The sequence below is a fragment of the Deinococcus aerius genome, assembly GCF_002897375.1.
Lineage (GTDB): Bacteria > Deinococcota > Deinococci > Deinococcales > Deinococcaceae > Deinococcus > Deinococcus aerius.
In genome coordinates, this window is the sequence record NZ_BFAG01000009.1 from 122,758 (window position 1) to 136,234 (window position 13,477).

A 13,477-nucleotide genomic window follows, 5' to 3' on the forward strand; every position below is an offset into this window, starting at 1 on the left:
GGCCGCCGCCGGGGGGGGCGAGATAGGGTCCCGGCACCGTGGTGTAAGCTCAGCGGGTATGAACGTCATCGGCCAGGTCACCGTGCTTCCCCAGCTTCCCGAGGCTATCGGGCGGCTCTCCGAACTCGCCTACAACCTCTACTGGTCGTGGACGCCGCACGCCCAGGCACTGTACCGGGACCTCGACGCCGAAATTTGGGAGCGCTTCCAACACAACCCCGTCCGGGTCCTGCTGGAGGTGTCCCAGGACCGGCTGGAGCAGGCCGCCGCCGACCCGGACTACCTGGGCCGCTACACGCAGGTCATGGCCGACTTCGACGCCTACATGGGGAAGAAGGATACCTGGGCGAGCAAGAATGCCGCGGCCCTCGGCCCGGTCGCCTACTTCAGCATGGAGTACGGCTTCCACGAGTCGCTGCCGATCTACAGCGGCGGTCTGGGGGTGCTGGCGGGCGACCACTGCAAGAGTGCCTCAGACCTCGGGCTGCCCTTCACGGCGGTCGGGATGCTGTTTCACCAGGGGTACTTCCGCCAACTGTTCAACAAGGACGGCTGGCAGGAGGAGGCCTACGACGAACTCGACCTGACCACCCTGCCGATCAAGCCCGCGCTCACCGCCGGGGGCGAGGAGGCCCGGGTGAGCGTGCAGATCGGCCACCGCGACGTTCACGTGCGGGTGTGGGACCTGCGCGTGGGCCGCATCCGGGTACTCCTCCTCGACGCGAACGTGCCCGAGAACGAGGGGGAGGACCGCAAGCTCACGGCGCGGCTGTATGGCGGCAACCAGGAACTCCGCGTTCAGCAGTACGTGCTGCTGGGCGTGGCGGGCATCCGCGCGCTCCGGGCCCTGAACGTCCCCGCGCAGGTCTACCACATGAACGAGGGCCACGCCGCCCTGCTCGGCCTGGAGCGCGTCCGCGAACTGGTGGAGACGGGCCTGGACTTCCGCACCGCCACCGAGACGGTCGCCTCCTCCACCCTCTTTACCACCCACACGCCGGTGCCCGCCGGCAACGACGCCTTCGGATACGACCTGATGGACCGCTACCTGGGCCGCTGGCCGTCCTTGCTGCATACCTCCCGCGAGGAACTCTATGCCCTCGCCCGCCACGACCAGTTCTGGGACGGCCACTGGGTGCCCACCTTCTCCATGACCGTGTTCGCCCTGAGCATGAGCCGCGCGGCAAACGGGGTGTCCGAACTGCACGGCGAGGTCAGCCGCGACATGTGGAAGTTCCTGTACGAGGGCGCCGAGGCGCGGGAGGTGCCCATCGGCCACGTGACGAACGGGGCGCACAACCTCACCTTCACCTCGCAGCCCATGCGCGACCTGCTCGGCACGGTGCTGCCGGACGACTGGACCGAGCGGTTGGAGGACGAGGAGATGTGGAAGGCGGTGGAGGCGCTCTCCGACGCCCAGCTCGCCGACGTGCAGCTCGACATGAAGCGCGAGATGATCGCCTTCGTCCGGCGCCGCCTGCGCGAGCAACTCACCCGCAACGGGGCCAGCGCCGCCGACGTGGCCGGCACTGACGGCGTGCTGTCCGAAAACGCGCTCACCATCGGCTTTGCCCGCCGCTTCGCCACCTACAAGCGCGCGACTCTGCTCTTCCGCGACAAGGCCCGCCTTAGCCGCATCGTGAATGACCCCGAGCGGCCCGTGCAGTTCGTGTTCGCGGGCAAGGCGCACCCCGCCGACAACCCCGGCAAGGCCTTTATCCAGGAGATCTACCGCGTCTCGCAGGAGCCCGAGTTCCGCGGCAAGATCGTGATCCTGGAGAACTACGACATGAACGTGGCCCGCCACCTCGTGCAGGGGGTGGACATCTGGCTGAACAACCCCCGTCGCCCGCTGGAGGCCTCGGGCACGAGCGGCATGAAGGCCAGTTTCAACGGCTCGCCCAACTTCTCCATCCTTGACGGCTGGTGGCGCGAGGGGTATGACGGCACGAACGGCTGGCCCATCGGCGAGGAGCGCGAGTACGCCGACCTGAATACTCAGGACGACGCCGACGCTTTCAGCATGTACCAGACGCTCGAAACCCAGATCGTGCCGCTGTACTACGCGCCGCCCCAGCCGGATGCCGAGGGCCGCAGCGGCTGGCGGCAGGTCGTGCGCCGGGCGATCCAGACGGTCAGCCCGCGTTTTTCCATGCAGCGGCAAGTCATCGATTACGTGAACCAGTACTACCTGCCCCTGACCGAGCGCGGCGCGGCCCTGGCGAGGAACGGCAGCCAGCGGGCGCGGGAGATCGCGGGCTGGAAGAGCTGGGTGCGCCAGCAGTGGCCCCACACCAGCCTCCAGGCCAGCGCCCACCTGCCCGCCACCGCCCGTCCCGGCGAGCGGGTGGAGGTGCAGGCGACCGTGAACCCGGCGGGGATCAAGCCCGAGGAACTGCGGGTCGAGGCCGTCCTCAAGCGCGGCGACCACTTCACCCGCGTGCCCCTCACCCCCCAGGGCAACGGCCACTACAGCGCCCAGGTCCCGCTGGAGGACAGCGGCCTGTACTCGGTCGGCGTGCGGATGCTCCCCGAGATCGAGGGCCTGAGCAACGACCTGGAGGCGGGCCTGATCAAGTGGGCGTGAGGGGCGTTGAGCGGTGACAGACAAGGAGGAGTTGGGGCAAACGCTTCGGCTCCTCCTGTCTTGTTGGTGCCCCACGACTGGCGGCACCGAGCCCCATAATGCCCCCCGTGCGCCGAGCCCTCCCCACCTCCCTGCCCCCCGTCCCGGCGCTCCTGCTCTCCATGCTGAGCATTCAGGGCGGTGCGGCGTTCGCCAAGACCCTCTTTCCCGCATTGGGGGCGGCGGGCACCACGGCGCTGCGCGTGACGCTCGCCGCCGCCATTCTGAGCCTGGTCTTTCGCCCCAACCTGCGCGCCCTGACTCCGGCGGCGTGGCGGGCCGTCCTGCCCTACGGCGCCGCGCTCGGCCTGATGAACCTCTCCTTCTACCTGTCGCTGACCCGGTTGCCGCTGGGCCTGGCGGTCACGCTGGAATTCGTGGGGCCGCTCGTGCTGTCCCTCGTCCTGTCCCGCCGAATGCGGGACTTGCTGTGGGTCGCGCTCGCCGCCCTCGGCATCGTCCTGATCGCGCCGCACGGCGGGGGAGAGGGGCACCTCGACCTCCTGGGCGCCGCGCTGGCCCTGACCGCGGGGGCCTTCTGGGCGCTGTACATCCTGGCCGGGGGGAAGCTGGGGCGGCGGGTGCCGGGCGTGACCGGGGTGGTCGCGGGCATGATCGTGGCCGCTCTGGTCACCCTGCCCTTCGGCCTCCTGACGGCGGGAACCGCCCTGCTCGCCCCCTCGGCGCTCCTCGCGGGCCTCGCCGTCGCCGTCCTCTCCAGCGCCCTGCCCTACAGCCTGGAGATGGCCGCCCTGCGAGCCCTCCCCGCCCGCGTCTTCGGCGTACTGATGAGCCTGGAACCCGCCATCGCCGCCCTGAGCGGCCTACTCTTCCTGCACGAGCGCCTCTCGGCCCTGCAAGGGCTCGCCATGCTCTGCGTGATTGCCGCCAGCGTGGGGATTAGCCTGAGCGGCGAGCGGGCGGTGGTGGAGGCGGAACCGGCGAACTGAGGGCGGCGGCCTCAGCATCACGTACAGTCACCCCATGCGGGTCTACCTCGAAACGGAACGGGTGATCTTGCGGCACTTCACGCCGGGCGACGCGGACCTGCTGTTCGAACTCGACAGTGACCCCGAGGTGATGCGCTTTCTCGGCCCCCCCGCCTCGCGGGAAGAGATTCGGGACGACATCCTGCCGCACTTCCTGGCCTACGACGAGCGGGGGGAGGGGTACGGCTACTGGGCCGCGGTCGAGAAGGCGACGGGCGCCTTTATCGGGTGGTTTCACCTGCGCCCGCGCCCCGGGGCGCACCCCGCTGAGCCGGAACTCGGCTACCGGCTCCGGCGCCCGGCCTGGGGCAAGGGGTATGCCACCGAGGTTTCCAGAGCCCTGCTCGCCAGAGCCTTCGGTCAACTCGGCGCGCGCCGCGTGGTGGCCTCGACCGCTGCCGACAACCTGGCCTCGCGCCGCGTGATGGAAAAGGTGGGGATGTCCCTGGAGCGGGAATACTGGTCTGACGAATACCAGTCGGTGGACGTGGACTATGCGGTTGATCGGGGTGACTGGGAGCAAGGGCGGGAGGTTCAGGACCTGAACCCATAACCCGGCTTTGCAGGAGAGACGCCGCCTGAGCCGAGGCCCGGGCGGCGTTCCACCGTGTTTTGCCAGACTTGAACAGTTCTTACCCGTGGTCCGGCATGCTCGCCGTGATTGCCGGGTCCACGCCGTCCTCGAACCGCTTGAAGTTCTCGCGGAACATCCCCGCCAGCTTGCGCGCGGTGCGGTCGTAGGCCTCCTGGTCCGCCCAGGCGTCGCGGGGGTTGAGCACCCCGGCGGGCACCCCCGGAACCTCGGTCGGAATCTCCAGGTTGAAGAAGGGCTCGCGCTCGAAGGTCACGCCGTCGAGTTCGCCCGACAGGGCCGCGTTGATGAGGCGGCGGGTGTGGGCGATGCTCATGCGCTTGCCCTGGCCGTACTGCCCGCCGGTCCAGCCGGTGTTGACCAGCCACACACGGGCGCCGCTCTCGCGCACCTTCTGCGCCAGCAGCCGGGCGTACTCGCCGGGGTGCCGGGGCATGAAGGGGGCGCCGAAGCAGGTGGAGAAGGTGGGCTGCGGCTCGGTCACGCCCTGTTCGGTGCCCGGGATCTTGGCCGTGAAGCCGCTGATGAACTGGTACATCGTCTGCTCGGGCGTCAGTCGGCTCAGCGGCGGCAGCACGCCGAAAGCGTCGGCGGTCAGGAAGATGACGTTCTTCGGGTGCCCCGCGCGGCCCTCCTCCACGATGTTGTCGATCTCGGTGATGGGGTAGGCGCTGCGGGTGTTCTCGGTGAGCGAGCCGTCGTCCAGGTCGGGCATCCCGTCCGGCCCCAGCACCACGTTTTCCAGCACGGTGCCGTAGGTCCGCGTCGTGCGGTAGATCGCGGGCTCGGCCTCCGGGTTGAGGTTGATGACCTTGGCGTAGCAGCCGCCCTCGAAGTTGAAGATGCCCGTGTCCGTCCAGCCGTGCTCGTCGTCGCCGATGAGGCGCCTTTCCGGGTCGGCGCTCAGGGTCGTCTTGCCCGTGCCGCTCAGCCCGAAGAAGAGGGCCACGTCGCCCTCCGGCCCCACGTTCGCCGAGCAGTGCATGGGCATCACGCCCTGCTCGGGCAGCAGGAAGTTCAGCACCCCGAAGATGCCCTTCTTGTTCTCGCCCGCGTACTGGGTGCCGCCCACGATGATCATGCGCCGGGTGAAGTTCACCAGGATGAAGGTCTCGCTCCGCACGCCGTCGGTCGCCGGGTCCGCCCGGAAGGAGGGGACGTTGAGCACCGTCCAGTCGGGCCGGAAGTCCTCGCGTTCCTGGGGGGTGGGCCGCACGAACATATTGCGGACGAAGAGCGAGTGGTAGGCCATCTCGGTCACCACCCGCACCCCGATGCGGTAGCGGGGGTCGGTGCCCGCGAACACGTCCTGCACGAACAGCTCGCGCCCCCCCGCGTAAGCGGTCATCTTCTCCAGCAGCCGGTCGAACACTTCGGGGCTGATCGGCGTGTTGAAGCCTCCCCACCACACCCGGTCGCGCGTCAGGTCGTCCTCGACGATAAAGCGGTCCTTGGGGCTGCGGCCGGTCTTGTCCGTGCGCACGGTCAGGGGACCGCAGGCGGCCTGCTCGCCCTCGCCCCGGCGGATGGCCGCCGCGTACAGCTCGTCCACGCCGGGGTTGTGGTGCAGGGTTGCATTCTGGATGCCGAGGTCTTGCAGCAGGGGAGTCTGGGTGAGGCTCATGGCGGGGTTCCTTTCGGGAGCGAGCAGTCCCGGGCACTCGGGACGGAATGTCTGGATGTTCGCATTCATCCTGACCCGGGAAACGGTTCCATTCCAAACGAACGGTTGTTACGTGAGGGGGAACACAAAGAGGGAACGTGCCCCGCCGGGCCGCTCCCCCTCTCGTTGCCCTGAATGTCAGCGGACCGAGCCGCCCGCTCCCTGCGCGAAGGGTTGGCCCCCCGTGTCCACCACCCGAACCTCGCGGTAGCTGCCGGGCACGCGGATGATGGTCCACGGGCTCGTGATCGCCTGGGTGGTGATCGTGTCGGGGCCGGGGGCCCTCACCTCCACCGTCAGGGTCAGCACGCCGTCCCGCACGCTCGCCCCCGTGACGCTCACCCCGTAGCCGCCCGTGGGCCGCTGACCCAGGAACACGCCGACAACCGTTTCACCGCCCGCGAGACTGGGGACGCCCGGCGCGCCCGTCTGCCGCCCGTAGGCGACGCTGTACAGGGCGTTCAGGCCCGCCTGGGTGGTGGCGACCTGCACGGCGGGGTCGGTGGCGGTGGCGTTCGCGCCGCTGGCCAGGACAGTAAAGTTCACGCGGCCTCCGGGGGTGGGTGCTGGAGTCGGGGTGGGGTTGCCCGCGCTCGCGGCGACCGTCCGCACGCCGGGCAGCACGTACAGGGCCGTGCGGCGGTACTCGCCCGGGGTGGGCTCCACGGCCAGGGGCGCGTCGGGCACCGTCGCCTCATTCAGCACAGCGACGGCCAGCGTTCCCTGATTCAGGAGGGCATTGCCCAGAGCAGCGGCCTCCGCGTCGGTCAGGTGGCCCGCCCCGCGCAGGCCGCTCACGGGAGTTCCGGCCACCCCCCGGCCTGTGGCCGAGTTCAGGCGGGTCCAGGTGCGCCCGTCGGTGTAGTAGATGGTCCCGCCCGCCTCGTTGAAGGAGATGTCGAACAGGCCGCGCGTGTCGCGCGTCAGGACCAGCCCCGGGGACACCACGCTCGTCGGCACCCGGTACGTCGCCTTCCCATTCACGCTCAGGGTCCCGGCCACGGCGAGGGGGTCCTGCACCTGCGCCCGCAACTCTGCCGCCTGTCCCCCGAGCTTCACGCTCGTCTGCCCGCCCGACCCCAGGGTGCCGTACACCCACACGATGCGCTCCTGCGCGGCGCCGTACAGCAGCACCTCGTGGACCCTCAGGGTGCCCGGGCCGTTCACCGAGCAGCCCGCGAGAAGGCCCGCGCCCAGCAGCAGCGCGGCGGTCAGCGTCTTGTTCATGCGGCCAGCTTAGGGGCGCCGTCTGACGACCGACTGAAGGTCGCCTTGAGCGAACACCCATGTCGCCTCAGGGTGGGGCTCAGGCCAGCCGCCCCGCCAGCAACTCCCGGGCGTGGCCCAACGCCGCCTCGGACGCATGGCCGCTCAGCATCCGGGCGATCTCCTCCAGGCGTTCCTGCGGGCTCAGGAGCCGCACCCGGCTGACCGTGCGCCCGTCCTCGATCCCCTTCTCGACCTTGTAGTGGTGGTCCGCGCGGGCCGCGATCTGCGCGAGGTGGGTCACGACGAGGACCTGCCGCTCGCGGGCCAGCCGCCCGAGCTGCTCGGCCACCGCCAGGGCCGCCGCGCCTCCGATCCCCGCGTCCACCTCGTCGAAGACGACGGCGGGGGTGTCGGCGCCCAGGACCGTGCTGATCGCCAGCATCACGCGCGACAGCTCGCCGCCCGAGGCCACGTCCGCCAGCGGGCCCAGCGCCTCGCCCGGGTTCGCCGTGAAGTGCAGGGCCACGTCGCTCAGACCGGAGGGGCCGGGATTCGGCAGCGGCGAGAGGCGGAACTCCAGCCGCGCGTGCGGCATTCCCAGCTCACGGACGACCGCGACGAGCGCCCCGGCGAGCGGGCCCGCCTTCCGGGTCCGGGCCTCGTCGAGCACCTCCCCGGCCCGCCGCGCCTCGCGCTCCAGGCGGCCCACCTCCGCCTCCAGGGTGCCCGCGTCCTGCTCGTCGCGGGTCAGGGCCGCGAGTTCCTCCTCCGCCCCCGCCTGGAAGGCGAGCACGTCCTCCAGCGTCGGCCCGTACTTGGTGCGCAGCTTGCCCAGCGCCGAGAGCCGCGCCTCGACCCGGGCGAGTTCCTCGGCGTCGGGGGCGCTGTCCTCGGCCACGTCCCGCAACTCGCCCACCACGGCCTGCACGCTGTCCAGCGCCTCGCGCAGGTCGCGCTGAAGCTGGGCGCTCGTCTCGTCGTACTTGGCCCCGGCGTTCAGCGCCTTCACCGCGTCCGCGATCAATCCCGCCGCGCTCGTCTCGCCGTCCGAGAGCAGTTCGAGCGCCCCCGCCGCCCCCATGGCGATGGTCTCCAGGTTCGACAGCCGGGTGAGTTCCGCCGTCAGCGGCTCCTCCTCGCCGGGCTGGGGGGCGACCGAGGCGATTTCGCGCACCTGGAAGGAGAGGAGGTCGAGCTGCCGCGCCCGCTCGCGCTCGTTCGCGCGCAGGGTGTCCAGCCGCGCCCGCGCGTCCATCCACGCCCGGTAGGCTGCCGTGTACGCCGCGAGTTCGGCCCCCACCTGACGGTCGAGCAAAGACCGCTGGTTGGCGGGCGTGAGCAGGCTGACCGCCGAGTGCTGCCAGTGGATCGTCAGCCTGCCCGCTGCCCACTCCCCCAGCTCGCGCACGCTGACGACCTCGCCGTCCAGCCGGGCGGTGCCGCGGCCCTGCGTCGTCACCCGGCGGCTGGCGCTGCTCTCCTCCCCGTCCGGCTCGCCCCAGAAGCCGGTCACGAGGAGGCTGTCCTCGCCCGTGCGGATCAGGTCGGTGTTCGCCCGCGACCCCAGCAGCAGCCCCAGCGCGTCCACGATGATGCTCTTGCCCGCGCCCGTCTCGCCGGTAAAGGCGCTGAAGCCCGGCCCGAACTCCAGCGTCAGGTCGCGGATGGTGGCGAGGTTGCGCACCTCCAGCCGCGAGAGGCGCGGCCCGGTCACCGCCGGGGCAGGCACGGACGGGGACGGCGCAGGGGAGGCGGTGGCGGCGCGGGCCTTGCGGGTCACGCCCCCGAGTGTAGAGCGTTTGCGCCCCGGCGAAGGGGCACGCGGGTCACGGTGGGGCGAACGGGGCGCGCGGGAACATGAAATCCACGTTACGTTCTCCCCACGTTCCCGCCCTGGGCGGCTCGCAGAATGACCCTTATGGTCCTCCCGCCTGCCCGCGCGGAGCGACGTGAAAGGAGTACCACATGAACGACAACGACCCAGGTGTGAGGGGCGGCAGCCTGCTGCTGCTCGGCGCGCTGAGCGCCCTGGCCCTGAACCCGCAGGTCCGCCGCCGACTCGTCGAGGGCGCCCAGGACCTCTTCGGCGCGGCGCAGGAGACGCTGGACGGGACGGTGAAGCCTGCTCTGTCGAGCGCGGCCAGCCAGGCGGGGCACGCCGCCCAGGTCGCCACGCACAAGGGGGCGGAGACGCTCGAAACCCTGCGCGAGGAGGTGCCGGGCCGCGCCCAGGCCCTGCTGGAGGCGGCACAACACGGGGCCAAGGTCGTGGCCCACAAGGGGGTTGAAACCTTGGAAACGTTGCGGGAAGAGGTGCCGAGCCGCGCCCACTCTCTCTTGGAAGGCGCCCAGGAAGCCGCGGGCACGGCAGCCGGTGCGGTGGGTGCCAGGGCCGCCGAACTCACCCACGACGTTCGGCAGACGGCCAGGGAGGCCCAGGACCGGGTCGCCGAGCGCCGTCGCGAGGCCGAGCGAATGGTGGCGCAGCGGCAGCGCCAGGCCCGGCGCGAGGCGAAAAAGGCCCGCAAAGCGGGTCAGGCCCTCGCCTCCCGCGCGGAGGATCAGGTTGGGGGCTGGCTGCGCGGGGCCGAGGGCAGCTTCGAGAGCCGACGCCGCGATGCCGAGCGGCTCCTGCACCGTGCCCGCCGGGGCGCCGAGAAGGAACTGCGGGCCCGCAAGCGCGACTGGGACGCGGACCAGCTGGAGCGCGCCATCGCCAAGAAGGTCGCCCCCGTTCAGAAGCAGACCGAGCGCGAACTCGCCCGCCTGGACAAGGAGGCCCGGCGGCAGCGCCGCGCCCTGGAGGCCCAGCGCCGGGCCGAGGGGCGCGGGGGCTTCGGCGGCCTGCTGATTCTCGCCCTGGTGGGTGTCGGGGCCGTCGTGCTGGCGCGCGTGCCCGCCGCCCGCCACTCCATCCTGAAGGCCGTCGAGTCCGTCAGCCCCGAGGCCGCCGAGCGGCTGCACCGGGCGAGCCGCCAGGCCCGCAATATCGTGGGCACCATGTGGCTGGAGCCCATCGAGGAGGGACCCAAGCCTGCCCCCGCCGCTCCCGCCCCGGCCGCCGGGACGCAGGCGGGCACGAGCGGCGCGACCTGGGGCTCCTCGCCCGCCCCGGGCGCCCCCGCTGCGAGCACCACCGTCGCCACGACCCAGGGGAACAGCCCGACTTCTCCCCAGAACCCGGCCAGCAAGTCCAACTGAGGTTTCGCGCAGGGGGGCCGCCTCCAACCCGGGGCGGCCCCCTTCGTGACGCGCGGTACACTTGGCCCTGATGTCCGCCCCACCCGACGCGCCCCTCGCCCTGATCGCCTACCCGTCCCACGCCGCCCTGACCCTGCGCGAGGCCGGCCTGCTCGCCCTGAACGTGCCGGGCGACGACCTCCCCGCCGTGCTCCTCGCCTGCCGGACCCTGCGCTTTGCCGGGGCCCTGGTCCATCCCTCACGCGAGGCGGCGGTGGCGGAAGTCGTGGAGGCCGACCCGGACGCGCGGCGGGCCGGTCGGGTGGACGCGGTCGCCTTGACGGGCGGGGCGGCGGGGGGAGCAAGCGGCACCTACACCCTGGCCGACGCCCTGCTGGACGCGGTCGAGGCGAGCGGGTACGCGGCGCGCGGGGCGAGCGCCCTCCTGATCGGGAACGGCCCCGACCTCGCGCAGGCGCTGCCGCTCGTGCGCCTGGGGCTGGGCCAGGTCACGGTGGCCGCCGACAACCTCCCCGACGCCCAGCGTTTCATCCGCGACCTGCCGGGCAGCCTGCGGGTCTATGCCCTGGGCCGCCGCGACCCCGCCCTGCTGTCCCTGGCGGAACGGGCTGACCTGATCGTGCTGACGGGGGGGACCCTTCCGCCCGGCCTCCTTCAGCCCTACCACACCCTCGCCGACCTGACGGGGCAGGGCAAGACGGGCACAAGTGGGGCGGCGACCCTCGACCTCTCCGCCCTGCCTGCCCTGCGCCTCGCCCGGCAACTCCTGCACGCGACGGGCCAGCGGTATCGCCCGGAGGACTTGGCGGGATTGGCGGAGGCGTTGGTGTAAATAGCCGCCTCGAAACTTTAATGTGAATAGGGAAAATGCTGCATAGCACGAGGTCTTTTGCTCCCTCTCCCCTTGTGGGAGAGGGGTGGCGAGTACCGCTCGCCCTCGTGCCAGTCCGTGAAAAGGTCACTCACCGACTCCTCGTTTCGCCTCAAGCTCGCAAAGGAGAGGAGCAGGAGGCATCGTCCGCCCCCTGCTCCTGGTCGTCCCCTACTGGGTGCTTCTCGGGTCCAGCACGTCCCGCAACCCGTCGCCGAGCAGGTTGAAGCCCAGCACGGTCAGGAAGATGGCGAGGCCGGGAAAAACCATCGTCCAGGGAGCGTCGATGTAGTACTGCCGCGAGTCGCTGATCATGGTGCCCCACTCGGGCAGGGGCGGCTGCGCGCCGATCCCCAGGAAGCCCAGCGCGGCGACCTCGATGGTGGCGGTGGCAATGCTTAGGGCGCCCTGCACGATCAGCGGCGAGAGGCTGTTGGGCAGCACATGCCGGAAGATCATCCGGCCCTGGGTGGCGCCCAGCGCCCCCGCCGCCTGCACGAACTCGCGCTCGCGGACACTCAGCACGACGGCGCGGGCCAGGCGGATATACACCGGCACCTGCACGAGCGACACGGCGAGCATCGCGGTCACGAGCTGGGGGCTGTTCAACGCGAAGAGGCGGTCCATCCCCCGGATGAGGAGCGGCGGGTTGTCCGTCGAGAAGATGGAGGCGAACCCGATGGCGAGCAGGATGGAGGGGAAGGCCAGCATCACGTCCGACAGGTAGCCCACCACCGTGTCGAACCAGCCGCCGAAGTACCCCGCCAGCACGCCCAGCAGGGTGCCCGCGATGAGCGCCAGCACCGTGCTGACCACGCCCACCTTGAGGCTGAGCTGCGCGCCGTGCAGCACGCGCGTGGCGACGCTGCGTCCCAGGTTGTCCGTGCCGAAGGGGGCGGCCCAGGCGTTGACGGTGCCCGTGGCCGGATCACGGTACACCTCCGCCGTGTCCTTGTTCCACAGGGCTTCGACCGAGGGCGGCTTGAGGTTCAGGCGGTAGTTGCGGTCGGTGGTCGGGTCGTAGGGGTCGATGACCGGGGCCAGGAGCGCCAACAGCACGAACACGGCCACGATCACCGCGCCGACCTTGCCGGGTGTGGAGCGCCGGAAGCGCCGCCAGAAGATGCTGGGCTGACGCTTGGGGGCCGCCTGGGGAGGGGAGAGGGTCGTCATGGGGTACCTCGGGGAGTGGTCAGTAGGGAGTGGGGAGTGGGAAAAGATCGGGCACAAGCGGGGAGCTTACGCTTGTGCCCCCACTGACCACTCCCCACTTCCCACCTACCGGTATTGAATCCTGGGGTCCAGCGCCGCGTAGCTCAGATCCACCAGCAGGTTGACCACGCTCACGACGAGCGCGGCGAAGATCACCCCACCCTGGATGATGGGGTAGTCGCGCTGGCTGATCGCGTCGTACACCCACGAGCCCAGGCCCGGCCAGGAAAAGATCGTCTCGGTGAGGACCGCGCCGCCGAGGAGCGCCCCCGCCTGGAGGCCGATCACGGTGACGACCGGCAGCAGGGCGTTGCGCAGGGCGTGTTTGAGGGTCACCGTGCGCCCGGCGAGCCCCTTGGCGCGGGCGGTCCGCACGTAGTCCTGCCCCAGCACCTCCAGCAGGCTCGACCGCGTGATCCGCGCGATGATCGCCAGCGGAATCGAGCCCAGCGCGATGGCGGGCAGGATCAGGTGGCGAATCGCGTCCCACGCGGCGGCGGGCTGCCCGCGCAGCAGCGCGTCGAGGACGTAGAAGCCGGTGACGGGTTGCAGCGTCGTCTCGTTCCCCAGGCGGGCGGAGGGCGGGAGCCACCCCAGCCGCACCGCGAAGAAGTACGAGAGCAGCAGCCCCAGCCAGAAGATCGGCATGCTCACGCCCACCAGGCTGATCGTGGTCGCCAGGTTGTCCCACACGCTGTTGCGCCGCAGCGCCGCGATGACCCCGGCAGGCAGGCCGATCAGGAGGGCAAACAGCAGCGCCGCGATGGCGAGTTCCGCCGTGGCGGGAAAGCGGGCCGCCAGCTCGTCGCGCACCGGGATGTTGCTCTTGATCCCGCTGCCCAGGTTCCCCTGGAGAAGCTGACCGACGTACTTCGGAAACTGGGCGTCCAGCAGGTTGGCGGGGTCCCGGTAGTTGATGAACCACGGCTTGTTCAGCCCGAGCTGCTCGCGCAGGGCGGCGGCGGCCTCGGGGGTGGCGCGCTCGCCCAGCATGGCGACGGCGGGGTCGCCGGGGATCGAGCGCACGAAGGCGAACACCACCACGCTGATCCCAATCATCACCAGCAGGGTCCGCAGGACGCGGCGAATGAGATAACTGCCCAACTTGGCCCTC

The 13,477-nt window shown here is 71.0% G+C and carries 10 protein-coding genes; 5 read left to right on the forward strand and 5 right to left on the reverse strand.

Features of this window, described 5'->3' with window-relative positions; genetic code table 11:
* The first annotated feature begins 58 nt into the window (after window positions 1–58).
* The 3 genes from glgP to DAERI_RS13295 all read left to right on the forward strand — a co-directional run bounded on the left by glgP (window position 59) and on the right by DAERI_RS13295 (window position 4,168).
* Window positions 59–2,587, forward strand: coding sequence for an alpha-glucan family phosphorylase (gene glgP, locus DAERI_RS13285; protein ID WP_103129911.1), 2,529 nt, complete (start codon window positions 59–61; stop codon window positions 2,585–2,587).
* Window positions 2,588–2,685: 98 nt separating this feature from the next.
* The gene (locus DAERI_RS13290) at window positions 2,686–3,576 is read left to right on the forward strand and encodes an EamA family transporter (protein WP_103129912.1); all 891 of its coding nucleotides are present in this window, start codon (window positions 2,686–2,688) and stop codon (window positions 3,574–3,576) included.
* Window positions 3,577–3,610: 34 nt separating this feature from the next.
* Window positions 3,611–4,168, forward strand: coding sequence for a GNAT family N-acetyltransferase (locus DAERI_RS13295; protein WP_103129913.1), 558 nt, complete (start codon window positions 3,611–3,613; stop codon window positions 4,166–4,168).
* 79 nt (window positions 4,169–4,247) lie between these two features.
* Here DAERI_RS13295 and pckA read toward each other — a convergent pair whose 3' ends face one another.
* From pckA to recN, 3 genes are all read right to left on the reverse strand, one after another.
* Window positions 4,248–5,831 (reverse strand): phosphoenolpyruvate carboxykinase (ATP), encoded by a 1,584-nt coding sequence (gene pckA / locus DAERI_RS13300; RefSeq protein WP_103129914.1) that lies wholly within the window; start codon window positions 5,829–5,831, stop codon window positions 4,248–4,250.
* A 177-nt stretch (window positions 5,832–6,008) separates the two neighbouring features.
* Window positions 6,009–7,097 (reverse strand): protease complex subunit PrcB family protein, encoded by a 1,089-nt coding sequence (locus DAERI_RS13305; RefSeq protein ID WP_103129915.1) that lies wholly within the window; start codon window positions 7,095–7,097, stop codon window positions 6,009–6,011.
* Window positions 7,098–7,176: 79 nt separating this feature from the next.
* A complete protein-coding gene (gene recN / locus DAERI_RS13310; RefSeq protein WP_103129916.1) occupies window positions 7,177–8,859 on the reverse strand; it encodes a DNA repair protein RecN in 1,683 nt (560 codons plus the stop codon).
* Window positions 8,860–9,044: 185 nt separating this feature from the next.
* On the opposite strand from recN, the gene DAERI_RS13315 reads away from it, so the two are divergent.
* Together DAERI_RS13315 and DAERI_RS13320 are read left to right on the forward strand one after the other, a co-directional pair.
* The gene (locus tag DAERI_RS13315) at window positions 9,045–10,280 is read left to right on the forward strand and encodes an alginate biosynthesis protein AlgP (RefSeq protein ID WP_103129917.1); all 1,236 of its coding nucleotides are present in this window, start codon (window positions 9,045–9,047) and stop codon (window positions 10,278–10,280) included.
* A gap of 70 nt (window positions 10,281–10,350) precedes the next feature.
* Window positions 10,351–11,112 carry a shikimate dehydrogenase gene (locus tag DAERI_RS13320; RefSeq protein WP_103129999.1) on the forward strand — a complete coding sequence of 254 codons (762 nt, stop codon included), beginning with the start codon at window positions 10,351–10,353 and terminating at the stop codon, window positions 11,110–11,112.
* 210 nt (window positions 11,113–11,322) lie between these two features.
* Here DAERI_RS13320 and DAERI_RS13325 read toward each other — a convergent pair whose 3' ends face one another.
* Together DAERI_RS13325 and DAERI_RS13330 are read right to left on the reverse strand one after the other, a co-directional pair.
* A complete protein-coding gene (locus tag DAERI_RS13325; RefSeq protein WP_103129918.1) occupies window positions 11,323–12,324 on the reverse strand; it encodes an ABC transporter permease in 1,002 nt (333 codons plus the stop codon).
* 105 nt (window positions 12,325–12,429) lie between these two features.
* A complete protein-coding gene (locus DAERI_RS13330; RefSeq protein ID WP_103129919.1) occupies window positions 12,430–13,467 on the reverse strand; it encodes an ABC transporter permease in 1,038 nt (345 codons plus the stop codon).
* Window positions 13,468–13,477: the final 10 nt, after the last annotated feature.

Excerpts from the sequence above, each read along its gene's own strand:
- DAERI_RS13320 (WP_103129999.1), top strand. The coding sequence starts at position 10,351 with ATGTCCGCCCCACCCGACGCGCCCCTCGCCCTGATCGCCTACCCGTCC.
- DAERI_RS13325 (WP_103129918.1), bottom strand. The coding sequence starts at position 12,324 with ATGACGACCCTCTCCCCTCCCCAGGCGGCCCCCAAGCGTCAGCCCAGC.
- DAERI_RS13315 (WP_103129917.1), top strand. The coding sequence starts at position 9,045 with ATGAACGACAACGACCCAGGTGTGAGGGGCGGCAGCCTGCTGCTGCTC.
- DAERI_RS13295 (WP_103129913.1), top strand. The coding sequence starts at position 3,611 with ATGCGGGTCTACCTCGAAACGGAACGGGTGATCTTGCGGCACTTCACG.
- DAERI_RS13290 (WP_103129912.1), top strand. The coding sequence starts at position 2,686 with ATGCCCCCCGTGCGCCGAGCCCTCCCCACCTCCCTGCCCCCCGTCCCG.
- glgP (WP_103129911.1), top strand. The coding sequence starts at position 59 with ATGAACGTCATCGGCCAGGTCACCGTGCTTCCCCAGCTTCCCGAGGCT.
- pckA (WP_103129914.1), bottom strand. The coding sequence starts at position 5,831 with ATGAGCCTCACCCAGACTCCCCTGCTGCAAGACCTCGGCATCCAGAAT.
- DAERI_RS13305 (WP_103129915.1), bottom strand. The coding sequence starts at position 7,097 with ATGAACAAGACGCTGACCGCCGCGCTGCTGCTGGGCGCGGGCCTTCTC.